The organism is Lysobacterales bacterium, from assembly GCA_014946745.1.
Taxonomy (GTDB): Bacteria; Pseudomonadota; Gammaproteobacteria; order Xanthomonadales; family Xanthomonadaceae; genus Aquimonas.
In genome coordinates, this window is record JADCRD010000002.1 from 463,248 (window position 1) to 476,773 (window position 13,526).

General features: G+C 68.9%; 8 protein-coding genes and 1 pseudogene. 5 read left to right on the plus strand and 4 right to left on the minus strand.

From position 1 onward, the window contains the following. Positions 1-95: 95 nt before the first annotated feature. From H4O13_14180 to H4O13_14190, 3 genes are all read right to left on the minus strand, one after another. The gene (locus H4O13_14180; GenBank protein MBE5316538.1) at positions 96-1,163 is read right to left on the minus strand and encodes a hypothetical protein; all 1,068 of its coding nucleotides are present in this window, start codon (positions 1,161-1,163) and stop codon (positions 96-98) included. 114 nt (positions 1,164-1,277) lie between these two features. Further along, the gene (locus H4O13_14185) at positions 1,278-1,928 is read right to left on the minus strand and encodes a ParA family protein (protein ID MBE5316539.1); all 651 of its coding nucleotides are present in this window, start codon (positions 1,926-1,928) and stop codon (positions 1,278-1,280) included. Between the two features lie 121 nt (positions 1,929-2,049). Continuing rightward, entirely contained in the window at positions 2,050-5,595 is a 3,546-nt protein-coding gene (locus H4O13_14190) for an indolepyruvate ferredoxin oxidoreductase family protein (GenBank protein ID MBE5316540.1), read from the minus strand. A 143-nt stretch (positions 5,596-5,738) separates the two neighbouring features. On the opposite strand from H4O13_14190, the gene H4O13_14195 reads away from it, so the two are divergent. The 5 genes from H4O13_14195 to H4O13_14215 all read left to right on the plus strand — a co-directional run bounded on the left by H4O13_14195 (position 5,739) and on the right by H4O13_14215 (position 12,519). Continuing rightward, on the plus strand, positions 5,739-6,374 hold the full coding sequence (locus H4O13_14195; protein MBE5316541.1) for a hypothetical protein: 636 nt from the start codon (positions 5,739-5,741) through the stop codon (positions 6,372-6,374). 406 nt (positions 6,375-6,780) lie between these two features. Then, positions 6,781-7,977 (plus strand): EAL domain-containing response regulator, encoded by a 1,197-nt coding sequence (locus H4O13_14200; GenBank protein ID MBE5316542.1) that lies wholly within the window; start codon positions 6,781-6,783, stop codon positions 7,975-7,977. 49 nt (positions 7,978-8,026) lie between these two features. Beyond that, positions 8,027-10,450, plus strand: coding sequence for a response regulator (locus H4O13_14205; protein ID MBE5316543.1), 2,424 nt, complete (start codon positions 8,027-8,029; stop codon positions 10,448-10,450). Positions 10,451-10,544: 94 nt separating this feature from the next. After that, positions 10,545-11,450 (plus strand): AEC family transporter, encoded by a 906-nt coding sequence (locus H4O13_14210; GenBank protein ID MBE5316544.1) that lies wholly within the window; start codon positions 10,545-10,547, stop codon positions 11,448-11,450. Between the two features lie 28 nt (positions 11,451-11,478). Further along, complete coding sequence (locus H4O13_14215) at positions 11,479-12,519, plus strand: cyclic nucleotide-binding domain-containing protein (GenBank protein ID MBE5316545.1); 1,041 nt, start codon at positions 11,479-11,481, stop codon at positions 12,517-12,519. 583 nt (positions 12,520-13,102) lie between these two features. Here H4O13_14215 and H4O13_14220 read toward each other — a convergent pair. After that, positions 13,103-13,357 (minus strand): annotated as a pseudogene (locus tag H4O13_14220) (transposase domain-containing protein). Positions 13,358-13,526 lie beyond the last annotated feature (169 nt).

A 13,526-nucleotide genomic window follows, 5' to 3' on the forward strand; every position in this document is an offset into this window, starting at 1 on the left:
TGCACTTCTGGGCAGCACGGATCGAGCACGTACCTGCTCGATCCGCGGGCGCGCCCTCCATGACGCGCGACGACGCTGAAGTGTTGAGCGTCGCCTCAGCGCTTGGCGTCGACCCGCTGCACCAGCGCCTGCACCTCGTTCTCGAAGGCGACGTAGCTGGCGTCGGCCTGCTCGCGTTTGCGCTGATCAACGCTCTTCAGCGGTGCGGCCTCACGCAGCGCGGGCGCAGGGTCGACGGCCGCAGTTGCCTCGCGCTTGCTGGGGCCACGGCCGGTCTCGACAAAGGTGCGGCTGGCCGAGCGGAAGCCGCGCAGCGGATACAGCACGTAGTTCAGCGGGTTGGCGCTGCAGGGGAAGATGGTGAAGCCGCCATCGTTGTTGCCGGTGGCGCCCGCACTGAAGTACTCGGCCTGCACCGGCGCTTCGTAGTACATGCACAGGCGCTGTCCGCTGCTGTTGACGCTGTTGTCGTCGACCACGATCGACTGCCGGCGGCGCGTGCCGCTGTAGAAGCCCGAGGCACCGTTGAAACGCACCGCGTTGGCGGTGCATTCGGCATCGAGTGAGGTTTCGCTGCGGCAGCCGTCGAAGTACCAGGTGCCCTGGCTCAGATTGGCCTCGTCGAACACCAGCACATCGCCGCTGAAGCGGAAGGCGCTGTAGTTGGGGTAGTCGCTGAAGTCGAGGTTCAGGCTCCACTCGCCGAGCATCTTGGTGACCTGGATCGGCGCCGTGCCGTCGCCACCGCGCTTGTAGTAGTAGTAATAGCGCTCGATCGGCATGCTGCGGATCGGCCGCGGCGGCACGTTCCAGGTCAAGGTGCCGCGGGTCGGGTCATTGGCGTCGAATGCCAGACGCAGCGAGCCCACGCGCTGATTCTGCGGCGGGCCGCTGTAGCTGCAGCCGGCGCACTGCGAGTTGGTGAATCGCAGCAGGTCGCCCTCGTACAGGGCATTGCCGTTCAGGAAGCCCGCCGAGGTGTACCAGACCGGCTGGCCATTGGCCTCGCCGAGGTAGCCGGTGAACACCAGCAGGTTGTCCTGCAGCTCGATGGTGAAGCCGGAGCCGCTCTCGTTCGGGTTCCACCACAACCCGGCCTCGGGCTGGTAGGCCTTTGCGCTGCCGGCAGTGAGGGCGAGCAGGAGGGCGAGGGTCTTGCGCATGGAAGGCTCCGGTGACGCAGTAGGCGCGCGGACTGCGCGGTGAACGGACCCTAGGCCCGAGGGGCTTAATCGCGACTTAGCGAAACTGTTGATGCGGGCGTCGCTGCCTGGCATTCAGCTCCGTGGCCGGCGACCGCTACGCGTCAGCCAGCGCAGCAGCGGCTGCCAGGGCTCGGCCTGGGCGCGCACGGCCTCATTGTCGTAGTCGAACAGGCTCTTGCCCAGCGCCGCCAGCAGCACATAGCTCTGCGAGTCGCGCAGCTCCGCGCGCAGGGGCCAGGGCCATTCGGCGAGCTGGGCGAGCGCGCGCTGGCTGGCCTGGGTGCTCAGGCGCAGACGGTTGGCGATCAAGCCCACCTGCAGGCTGCCATCCGCCATCCGACGATGGCTGGACAGTGCATCCAGAAAGCCCGCCGTGGCTTCGAGATCGAAGGCCGAGGGCAGCACCGGCACCAGCAGGGCATCAACGCGCTCGATCACCGCCTTGAGCGTGGCCGGCTGCGAGCCGGCCGGTGCGTCGAACACGAGCCACTCGGTGTCCTCGGGCACGCGCTTCTGCCAGCGGCCATCCTCGCCGTGCAGGCCGAGCACCGCGGGCGCATCGGTCTGGGCGCGGCGTTCGCACCAGTGCAAGGACGAACCCTGCGGGTCCAGATCGACCAGTGCCGTGCGTCGGCCCTGCACCGCGGCCCAGGCCGCCAGCTGGGTCGCGATCGTCGACTTGCCGCAGCCGCCTTTGCTGCTCGCCACCAGAACCGAGTGCATGCGCCACCTCGCCCGCCGTCGTGACTGTCGTGGACTGTAGCAGCGCGATTCCCGCGCGTGCTCGCGGCAGCAACGAAACGGGGCCCCGCAGGGCCCCGTATTCGTTCACACGCTTCGCCGGTCAGGCCGCCTGTGAGGCCTGCGCCGCCGGCTGCTGCCAGCGGGCGAGCAGTTCCTCGCGCAGCTTCTTCGCCTGCTCCAGGTGGGTTTCCTTGACGTGACCATAGCCGCGGATGCGCTCGGGCACGCGGGCGATCTCGACCGCGAGACCGAGCTTGTCCGCGCTCAGTTCGCCCAGCAGACGCTCGATCGTGCTGCGGTACTCCTCGATCAGCGCGCGCTCGCTGCGACGCTCCTCGGTGTAGCCGAAGACGTCGAGCTTGCTGCCGCGCAGGCCCTTGAAGTGCTTGAGCACGCCGAAGGCCTTGAGCATCCAGGGGCCGTACTCGGCCTTCATCAGCTTGCCGTTCTCGTCGCGCTTGGCGAACAGCGGCGGCGCCAGGTTGAAGTGCAGTTTGTAGTCGCCCTCGAACTGGCTGGCCACGCGCTTCAGGAAGTCGCCCGAGGTGTAGAGGCGCGCCACTTCGTACTCGTCCTTGTAGGCCATGAGCTTGAAGTAGTAGCGGGCGACGGCCTCGGTGAGCTGGGTCGAGCCCGGCGCGCGCTTCGCCTCTTCCGCACGCACGCTGTCGACCAGGGCGCGGTACTTCGCCGCGTAGGCGGCGTCCTGGTAGTCGGTGAGGAAGGCGACGCGGCGCTCGATCATCTGGTCGAGGTTGGCCGACAGCCGCAGGTCGTCCAGCGACGCCGGAGTGATCGCAGTCACCTCGGCCGTCGGCTTCGACAGGCCAGCGGCCTCGGTAACGGCCTCGATGTCCACCGCGGCCAGACGGCCCCAGTTGAAGGCCTGCGTATTCATTTCCACCGCCGCACCGTTCAGCTGCACGGCGCGCAGGATGGACTCCAGCGACAGCGGCACCAGGCCCTGCTGCCAGGCGTAGCCGAGCATGAACAGGTTGGTGGCGATGGCGTCGCCCAGCAGGGCGGTGGCCAGCTGGGTGGCATCGACCAGCATCGGTTCGCGTCCGCCCAGCGCCACGCGCACGGCTTCGATGATGTCCTTGGCCGGGAACTGCATGTCGGGCTTCATGGTGAAGGGGCCCGGCATGGCCTCGTAGCTGTTGAGCACCACCGCGCTGCGGTCGGCGCGCACTTTCGACAGCGCCCAGTAGTCGTTGACCACCACCATGTCGCAGCCGAGCACGAGGTCCGCCTCACCGGCGGCGATGCGCACGGCGTGGATGTCGGCCGGGGTCTTGGCGATACGGATGTGGGTGGTAACCGCGCCGCCCTTCTGCGCCAGACCGGTCTGGTCAAGCACGCTGGCGCCCTTGTTCTCCAGATGGCCAGCCATGCCCAGCAGGGCGCCGATGGTGACCACGCCAGTGCCGCCGACACCGGTGATCAGGATGTTCCAGGGCTGATCCAGATCGGACTTGAACTGCGGCATCGGCAGGCTGGACAAGCGCTCCTCTACGCTAACGCGCTTGCTCTTCTTCAGCTGGCCACCCTTGACGGTGACGAAGCTCGGGCAGAAGCCCTTGACGCAGCTGAAGTCCTTGTTGCAGTTCGACTGGTCGATCTCGCGCTTGCGGCCGTATTCGGTTTCCTTGGGCAGCACGGAGACGCAGAAGCTCTGCACGCCGCAGTCGCCGCAGCCTTCGCAGACGAGGCTGTTGATGACGGTGCGCTGCTGAGGGTCGACCATCTTGCCGCGCTTGCGGCGGCGGCGCTTTTCGGTGGCGCAGGTCTGGTCATAGATCAGCACGCTGGTGCCTTTCACCTCGCGCAGGCGCTTCTGCACGGCCTCCAGGTGATCGCGATGCTCGAACTCGACGCCGGCCGGGAAGATCTCGGGCTTGGACCACTTCTCGATATCGTCCGAGACCACAACAATCGTCTGCACGCCTTCCGAGCGCATCTGCTGGGCGATGTCGGGCACGGTCAGCGTGCCGTCCACCGGCTGGCCGCCGGTCATGGCGACGGCGTCGTTGTAGAGGATCTTGTAGGTGATGTTGACCTTGGCCGCGATCGCCTGGCGGATGGCGAGGCTGCCGGAGTGGAAGTAGGTGCCGTCACCGAGGTTCTGGAACACGTGCGGCGTGTCGGTGAAGGGCGCCTGTCCGCACCAGGTCGCACCTTCGCCGCCCATCTGGGTGAAGGTGTCGGTGCGGCGGTCCATCCAGGTGACCATGTAGTGGCAGCCGATGCCGCCCAGCGCGCGCGAGCCCTCGGGCACCTTGGTCGAGGTGTTGTGCGGGCAGCCCGAACAGTAGTGCGGCACGCGCGGGAAACTCGCACGCGGCGCGGCCAGCTCGGCCTCCTTGGCTTCCATCCAGCGCAGGCGCTGCTCCATCGCCTCCGAGCTGAAGAAGCGCTTCAGGCGCTTGCCGATCACCTGGGCGATGGTGGCGGGCGTGAGCTCGCCGGTGCTGGGCAGGCACCACTGGCCCTGCTCGTCGTACTTGCCGACCACGCTGGGGCGGTGCTGCCAGTTGAACATGTACTCCTTCATCTGCGACTCGACGAAGGCGCGCTTTTCTTCCACCACGAGAACGTCTTCCAGCCCCTCGCAGAAGCGGCGGATGCCTTCGGGCTCAAGCGGCCAGGTCATGCCGACCTTGTAGACGCGGATGCCGATGTCTTCGCAGGTGCGGCGGTCGAGGCCGAGGTACTCCAGCGCCTGCAGCACGTCGAGGTAGCTCTTGCCGGTGGTGACGATGCCCAGGCGCGCCTTGGGCGAATCGATGATGACCTTGTCGATCTGGTTGGCGCGGGCGAAGGCCTGCGCCGCCGCCACCGCATAGCGGTGCAGGCGCATTTCCTGATCAAGCGGCGGATCCGGCCAACGGATGTTCAGGCCGCCGACGGGCAGTTCGAAATCGGTCGGGATGACGATGTCGAGCTGGTGCGGATTGACGTTGACCGAGGCCGAGCTTTCCACCGTCTCGGCAATCGTCTTGAAGCCGACCCAGCGGCCGGTGAAGCGCGACATCGCCCAGCCCAGCAGGCCCATGTCGAGGATGTCCTGCACGCCGGCCGGGTTCAGCACCGGCATCATCGCCGAAACAAATTCCAGCTCTGAACCATGCGGCAGGGTCGACGAACGGCAGGCATGATCGTCAGCGGCCAACGCCAGCACGCCGCCGAACTTCGAGGTGCCGGCGGCGTTGCCGTGCTTGAACACGTCGCCGCAGCGGTCCACGCCCGGACCCTTGCCGTACCACATCGAGAACACGCCGTCGTACTTCGCGCCCTCGAACAGATTGGTCTGCTGGCTGCCCCAGACCATGGTGGCGCCAAGGTCTTCGTTGAGGCCCGGGGTGAAGTGGATGGCTGAGGTCGCGAGATGCTTCTTGGCCTTCCACAGTTCGAGATCGAAACCACCGAGCGGACTGCCGCGATAGCCGGAGATGAAGCCGGCGGTGTTGAGCTGCTGCGCGCGATCGCGCATCTGCTGCATCAGCGGCAGGCGCACCAGGGCCTGCACGCCGGACAGATAGATGCGCCCCGACTCGCGGGTGTACTTGTGCTCGAGGCTGTAGTCGAGGTCGATGCGCGGCGCGTCGAGAAGGACGGCCGGGATGGCATTGGCAGTGGCGGACATCGGCTGTGACCGGGGCGAGGAAGACCACAAATTCTAACATTCGACCTCTCGTCAGCCTCGTATGCTCGACGCCAGTTGTCGCCGCCGTCGGGTTCTGGCACGCAGCGGCGCTCGCTTCATTCCGTGCACAGGGGCACGCTCAAATGTTTGTGAAGACGCACTGCAAGACCCTGCTCCAGGGGCTGTGCCTGATCGTCGTGTTCGCGTTTCCGGCGGCGCATGCCCAGACGCTGCCGCCGACCGATGCCGCCTACGTGGAGGCTGACCCGGCAGGGCGCTCTGTGAAAGCGATCGATGCCGAGGACACGGCAGCGCGCAGTGCGCTGGAAAACCTCGTGCGTCGCGAACCGCGCAATGCACTGGCGCGCCTGCAGTACGCGCAGATGCTCGTGGATCGCGGCCTGCGCGCCCGAGTCGGGCGAGAGCTTGAGAGCGCCGAGCGCTACAGCGAGGCAGGCAGCGAACTGCGTCGGCGCGTGCATTTCAATGCCGGCTGGATCCTGTTCCGGATGGGCGATTTCGATGGCGCGCGCGGGCAGTGGACGCAGGCTTGGCAGCAGCATGGCGGTCATCCCGACTGGGTGCCGTTGGCCTTCGCCCTGGCCCTGTGGAATCAGGGCGATCGCGAGACCGCGCTCGCGTATTTCAAGGCCGAGCAGACGGCGCGGCCCGAGCAGTGGCAGAGTGCGGAGGCCGTCGAGGCCCGCACCCGCGACCTGAGCCCCAATGAGCGCTTCGCCCTGCAGTCGATGCGGCAGGCACTGCTCGGCTCGCGCTGAGCGGCCGCGCCTGCCGACCGCTCCGGCGTGACCCACGCTGGAGCCGCGAGGGCGACGAAGCGGCCACGCTGCGCATCGCCCCGCCGGCCCGGCGACGCCAGCGCTGCCAGGCCTGCATCTTGCAAGCCTTTCGTGCCGGCGCTCGCAGCGCGCCCGTGCCCCTACGTTCCGCGCTGTGACGCAGTCTGCAGGGTCCGGCTGACAGGCTTTACTCGGCGGGGTGGCTGGGCAAGGCTTGGCGTCCGCGCGTCGCGGGCGAGTCGAATCGGGCGTTGGCGCGCATCGCCGGGGGTCCGCAAGCGCCGGATCGCCGGGGTGACAGTGGGCTTCGGGTTCTGTCGACGTCGACAGGATCGCTACCGGGAAAGCGGCGCGGTTTCCCGGGCACATGCACAGGGGGCGAGGCGTGGATTTCGCGAGCGTGTCGGTGCTGGTGGTGGAAGACCATGGTTTCCAGCGGCGGATGGCCTTGCGCCTGCTGCAGGACCTTGGCTGCGGCGAGTGTCTGGACGCCGCCAGCGGCGAGGAAGCGCTGGCCCTGCTGCAGGCCCGCACGCAGCCCGTGCAGGTGCTGCTGGTCGACCTCGACATGCCCGGCATGGATGGCGTGCAGTTCATCGCCGCGATTGCCGGCACCGGGCTGGCGCAGTCGCTGGTAGTCGCCAGCGCACTGGAACCCGCCCTGCAGCAGACCGTCGAGAACATGGCGCGGGCCTACGGGCTGCGCGTGCTGGGCAGCGTGCAGAAGCCGCTGACCAGCACCAAGCTGCGCGACGTCCTGTCGACGCTGGCGATGGAAGCCGCACCGATCGGCGCCAGCCCGCTCGGCGCGCCCAGCGCCGAGTGCCTGCAGCAGGCGCTGCGAGACAACGAGTTCGTCGCCTACTTCCAGCCCCAGGTCACGGTCGACAACGGCCGGGTCGTCACCGTGGAAGCGCTGGCGCGCTGGCGCCGCAGCGACGGCGAAATGGTGTGGCCCGCCCAGTTCATCCCGGCCCTGGAGAACGCCGGGCTGATCGAAGCGCTGACTTTGCGCATGCTCGATCAGGCCTGCGAGTGGCAGGCGCGCTGGGCGGCCGAAGGGCTGTCGCTGCGGGTGGCAGTGAACGTGTCCATGCTCGGCCTCATCGAGGCCGGTGCTGCCGACCGCTTCCAGCAGGTCGCCGAGCGGCACGGCGTGGCGCCCTCGCAGATCGTGCTGGAGTTGACCGAAAGCGCCGTGATGCAGGAGGCCGCCACCGCGCTGCAGGCCCTGGCCCGGCTGCGGCTCAAGGGCTTCGGGCTGTCGATCGACGACTTCGGCACCGGGTACTCCTCGCTGTCGCAGCTTTCGCAGATCCCCTTCACCGAACTCAAGATCGACCAGACCTTCGTCACCGGCGCGCAGCGCAACCCGCGCCGGCGCGCGGTGGTTGAGGCCAGCCTCGAGCTTGCTCGCAAACTCGGGCTGTCGGTGGTCGGCGAAGGCGTGGAAACCGCGGCCGAGTGGCAGATGCTGGCGGAACTCGACTGCACCTATGCCCAGGGCTACCTGATCGGTCGTCCGGTGCCCGGCGAGGAGCTGCCGGGGGTGGTCGGTGCCTGGCGGCGACCCGAGGGATGAGTCGCCGAGCGCCGCCGCACCGCGGCGGCCCGGCGGCGAGGCCGCCGGGATGAACCTGCGCCTGCGCCGTCCGGGCATCCGCGCCCAGCTGCTGGCCCTGATGCTGCTGCTGGTCGGCACCGCCGCGACCGTCCTGCTGATCGATGAGATCGGCGGTCGGCGGCAGGCGGCCAGCCTGCAGTGGATGATTGAAGGCCCCATGGCCCAGCTCGCCGGCACGCGCGCAATCGCCGAGGCGTATGGGCAGGACATCGCGGGCGCCGCGTGCAGCGCCCACTACGGGCGGATGTCGGCAGTACAGGCATCGGCGCTGGCAGAAGCGGCGCGGGAGCGCATCGCGACCCATTGGCAGGGCCTGCGGCGCGCGCCCAGCGACACCGCCGGCCGCGCGTTGATCGCGCAGATCGGCGAAGCCCAATCGGTGGCCGATCGCACCGCGCAAGCGGCGATCGAGGCCCTGCGCGCGGATGATCGCGGCAGCCTCGACGCGCTGTGCAGCAGCGGCTTCGATGCCGCCTTCGATCCGGTGACGCTGCGCCTGCGCCTGTTGGCCGATCTCGCGATCAGCGCCGCTGACCAGCGCTTCGAAAGCGAACGCGCGGATGTGCGTCGCGCCAGCGCCTGGCGGCTTGGGCTCAGCCTGTTCACGCTGAGCATCGTGGTGGCGTTCGGCTGGCGGCTCTCGCGCAACCTCGTCCGCGGCATTGAAGGTCTGCAGGATCTCGCGCAGCGACTGCGCGAACGCGATTTCAGCGAACGCACCGTGGTCCGACCGGGCGGTGAGCTGGGCGCAGTCGTCGACGCCTTCGAGGACATGCGCCGCGAGCTCCGGCGCTACGGCGCCGAGCTGCGTCAATCCGAGCTGCGCGCGAACTCCGCGAATCGCGCCAAAAGCGCCTTCCTCGCCACCATGAGCCACGAGCTGCGCACGCCGATGATCGGCGTCACCGGCATGGTGGAAGTGCTCTCGCACACCCGGCTCGACGAGGACCAGCGGCGCGCGCTTGCGCTGGTTCGCCATTCGGCCGACACCCTGCTGCAGATCATCGGCGACATCCTCGATTTCTCGAAGATCGAGGCCGGCAAGCTGGAGCTGACGCCGGCGCCGGTGGATCTGCGCCGCCTGGTCGAAGGCTGCGTGCTGAACTTCGTCGCCGCGGCCTCCAGCAAGGGCCTGAGCCTCGACTGCCGGATCGACCCCGCAGTCGGCCCGGCCTACCTTGCCGACCCGCTTCGACTGCGGCAGATCCTCGGCAACTTCCTGTCAAACGCCATCAAGTTCACCGAGCGCGGCGGCGTCCACGTCAGCCTGGATCGGACCGCGACTGGCGCGCGCGGCGAAGGCCTCAGGCTGAGCGTCAGCGACACCGGCATCGGCATCCCGGAAGACGCCCAGGCGCAGCTGTTCGAGCCCTTCGCCCAGGCCGAGCAGAGCACCACCCGTCGCTTCGGCGGCAGCGGCCTGGGGCTGGCGATCTGCGCGCTGCTGGCGGAGCGCATGGGCGCGCGCATCGGCCTGCGCAGCCGCGTCGGCGAAGGCACCGTGCTGCAGCTCGACCTGGAACTGCCGCTCGCCAACCCCTCGCAGATCGAAGCGGAGCCCGAGAACGCGGCGCCCGCACTGGCGGGACGTCGTGTTCTTCCGAGCCCCGCCGAAGCCGAGCGCGAACGCAGTCTGGTGCTGCTGGTCGACGACCATCCGACCAACCGCCTGGTGGTCAGCCGTCAGCTCGCGCTGGCCGGGTTCCGCTGCGAGACCGCCAACGACGGCGCCCAGGGCCTGGCCGCCTGGCAAAGTGGACGCTTCGCTTTGGTGTTGACCGATTTGCACATGCCGGTGATGGACGGCTACCAGCTGACCGGCGCACTGCGCAGCGAGGAGTCGGCCCGCGGGCTGGCGCGTACGCCGGTGATCGCGCTGACTGCCGCCGTGCTGAAGGGCGAGGCCGAACGCTGCCTTGCCGCCGGCATGGACGACTACATCGCCAAGCCGGCCAGCATCGATACGCTGCTGCGCCGCCTGCGCCACTGGCTGCCGCATCTGGACGCGATCGATCAGGCGACCGAGGGCAGGAACGCCGAGACGGTGTCGATGGCGAGCACAGCGCCCGCAGCCGATGCGGGTCTGCCCGACTTCGACCCGGCTCCGCTGCGCGAAGCGCTGGGCGAGGATGCACTGGCCCTGCGTCAGGTGCTGGAGGAGTTCCTCGACGCCGCGCGCGCGGACGTCGAGGCCGCCGAAGCCGCACGCCTGCGCGACCAGCGTGCAGCGCTGGCGCGCGAAGCCCATCGGATCAAAGCCGCCGCGGCCCTGGTCGGCGCGATGGCGCTGTCGGCGGCCGCCGAGTTCATCGAGACGCAGGCCGCCGAGCTGGAGGCCGACGCGCTGGAGCTCGCGCTGGCGCGTCTGCAGCTGCGCTTGGCCGAGTTCGATCAGGCCACGGCCCGACTGCGGCTGGCGGCCGGCGGCTGAGGCAGGGGCTGCCGCGGCCTGGGTCGGATCGGGTCGGATCGGTGCCGCCGGCGCGCACCGCTATGCTGTGCGGCCCTCGCTTGCACGCTGAACCATGGCCTTCGATGCCTTCCTGCTGATCGTGGTGATGCTGGTGGTCGGCATGCTCGCCGCCCGCAGCGGCCTGTTCGCCGACAACGCCGCCGAAGTGCTGAATCGCTTCGTGCTCTATGTCTGTCTGCCGGCGGCGATCCTGCGGGCGGCGCCCAAGCTTGAGTTCAGCACCGCGCTGATCGGTCTGGTGGCGGTGCCCTGGATCGTGCTGCTGCTGAGCATCGCGCTGGTGCTGCTGGCCGCACGCCTGCTGCGCTTTGGCGAAGCCGAGCGCGCGGTGCTGCTGCTGTGCGTGCCGCTCGGCAACACCAGCTACCTCGGCTATCCGCTGATCGAGGCCATGCTGGGCGAGTACGCGCTGCGCTACGCCGTGGTCTACGACCAGTTCGGCAGCTTTCTGATTCTCTCCACCTGGGGCCTGTGGGTGCTGGCGCGCTACGGCGGCGACACCCGACCGCGTCCGCGCGACATCGGCCTGCGGGTGCTGAAGTTCCCGCCCTTCATCGCCCTGGTGCTGGCGCTCACCCTGATGCCCGCGCAGCCGCCGCAGGCGATCGACGCGATTCTTGAGCGCCTCGCCGACGCGCTGCTGCCGGTGGTGGCGATGGCGGTGGGCCTGCAGGTGCGGCTGACCCTGCCCGCGCGCGAAGCCGTGCCGCTGGCGGTGGGCATCGGCTACAAGCTGGCGCTGATGCCCCTGCTGGTCTGGCTGCTGCTGCCGCTGTTGGGGCTGTCCGGCGACATGGCGCGGGCGGCGGTGCTGGAGACCGCGATGCCGCCGATGATCACCGCCGGTGCGCTGGCCATCTCGCACGGTCTGGCGCCGCGGCTGGCAGCGGCCTTTGTCGGCTACGGGATCGTACTCTCGCTGCTTTCCTTGCCGCTCTGGCATAGGCTGCTCGCCTGAGCCCCCTGCCCTTCGCCGGAGTTACGCCATGGCCATCGATCCGCAGCGTCTCGCTTCGCTCTATCCGCTGGACAGCCTGCGTCGCGATACGCTCGAACACCTGGCGGGCGACGCCAGCCTGCTGCACTACGGACCCGGCGAGCCGCTGTTCCGCGCCGGCGAGATCGACGAGGATCTCGTCTACCTCTTGAGCGGCGAGATCGACGGCCAGTACCCGGACGGGCGCGGCAAGCGCATCGAGTCGGACAGCCTGCAGGGCCGCTACCCGGTGGGCGAGGCGCAGCCGCGGCGCTTCTCCGCCATCGCCGGGCCGGAGGGCGCCGATGTGGTGCGCCTTGAGCGTCGTGCTACCGAGAAGCTGCTGGCCTGGGACCAGCTGTGCCGGCACCGCAACGAACAGGCCGACAGCGCGGAAGACAACGCCTGGGTCTACCGCCTGCTGGGCAGCCGCGCCTTCCAGAAGCTGCCCACCGGCAACATCGAACGGATGTTCGCGGCCTTCCGCGAGATCCGCGTGCCGGCCGGCGAGCGCGTGATCGAGGAGGGCGCACAGCCGGACTACTTCTACGTGATCAAGCAGGGCAGCCTGTCGGTGGCGAAGACGCTCGACGGCCAACCGGTGATCGTGGCCTATCTGGTCCGCGGCGACTGCTTCGGCGAGGACGCTCTGCTGTCCAACAGCGCGCGCAACGCCACGGTGCGCACGCTGGAGGACTGCCGGTTGATGCGGCTGTCGCGGCAGGAATTCGAAACCGTGCTGAAGCCGCCGGCGGTGGACTGGGCCACGGTCGAGGAGGCCGCCGCGCTGACCCGCGCCGGAGCCCGCGTGGTCGATGTGCGCCTGCCCAGCGAGTTCCGCCAGCGCGCCCTGCGCGACGCCATCAACCTGCCCTTGGCCACCCTGCGCGAAGGCGCCGTGGAGCAGCTCGATCGCCGCCGTCCCGTGCTCGTCTACTGCAATACCGGCGAACGCAGCGCGGCGGCCTGTTTCATCCTCACCCGGCTGGGCTACGACGTGCGGGCGCTGCAGGGGGGCTTGGCGCGGGTGATGAAGAAACAACCCGCCTAGGGCGCGCGTGTCGCGCACGGACACCTTCGATAGACGCTTGTCCTAAGTCGAAGCTCGCGGCGACGCGGGCGTTCGTGGCTACGTGCGCACCGCGCATGCATCGCTCTTCCACGTGCCCGGTTGAGAGCGCGCGCCGGGGGTTCCTTGAGGTCGCGGGGGATGCGCGACACGCGCAGCCGACGCGCGTTGACGCGACGGAGGCGAGTGTCGAGGTCCGGTGGGTCAAGACCCACCCTATGGGATCGCCACGCTTCGGCTTCGGCTTCGGCTTCGGCTTCGGCTTCGGCTTCGGCTTCGGCTTCGGCTTCGGCTTCGGCTTCGGCTCCTGCGGGCAGGAGCCCGCGCTTTGCCCGAGGCCCCTGGGGGGCGGCGGGAGGCGGTCGATCAGCCCGCGGGTTGGCCGCACGGATGCGGCCAAGGTTTTGGACAGGCCAGGGACGGCCTGTCCGAAAACCCCGACCGACTCACGCGTACCCGGAGCGCAGGGATGCGCGTAGGGCGCGGACGAGGGGTGGCCATTTCTTGGCCTACCGTATGGGTCCACCCACCACACCTACCGCAGCGCTTTGCGCTGTGCTGGGCCTCAGCCGCTGACCGCCGCCCAGCCCTCGATTGGCAGCACGCTGTCGATATCGCGGTTGCGCGTGGTCGGTAGACGGGTGAGCACATCGGTCAGCCAGGCCTGCGGGGACAGGCCATTGGCCATTGCGGTGGTGACGAGGCTCATGATCGCGGCGGCGCGTGGGCCCGATTTCGTGCCGCCGAGGAACAGCCAGTTCTTGCGACCGAGCGTGATCGGGCGGATAGCGTTTTCGATCGGGTTGTTGTCGAGAAGGTACGGGCTGAATGGAAACTGGTGCGCCTAGCGATGAATCTGCGACGGATGGCGGCTCGGGCATGAGCCAAACGCAGGCCCAGGGTCTGCAGTCAGCGCCGCACCCTCCAACGAGATTCACAGCGCCATGCACTTCAGACCAGCCCGTGCATCGGGCAGTCGGAAACAACGG

Coding starts and splice junctions, on each gene's coding strand:
- H4O13_14215 (MBE5316545.1), top strand. CDS start 11,479: ATGGCCATCGATCCGCAGCGTCTCGCTTCGCTCTATCCGCTGGACAGC.
- H4O13_14180 (MBE5316538.1), bottom strand. CDS start 1,163: ATGCGCAAGACCCTCGCCCTCCTGCTCGCCCTCACTGCCGGCAGCGCA.
- H4O13_14195 (MBE5316541.1), top strand. CDS start 5,739: ATGTTTGTGAAGACGCACTGCAAGACCCTGCTCCAGGGGCTGTGCCTG.
- H4O13_14185 (MBE5316539.1), bottom strand. CDS start 1,928: ATGCACTCGGTTCTGGTGGCGAGCAGCAAAGGCGGCTGCGGCAAGTCG.
- H4O13_14205 (MBE5316543.1), top strand. CDS start 8,027: ATGAACCTGCGCCTGCGCCGTCCGGGCATCCGCGCCCAGCTGCTGGCC.
- H4O13_14210 (MBE5316544.1), top strand. CDS start 10,545: ATGGCCTTCGATGCCTTCCTGCTGATCGTGGTGATGCTGGTGGTCGGC.
- H4O13_14190 (MBE5316540.1), bottom strand. CDS start 5,595: ATGTCCGCCACTGCCAATGCCATCCCGGCCGTCCTTCTCGACGCGCCG.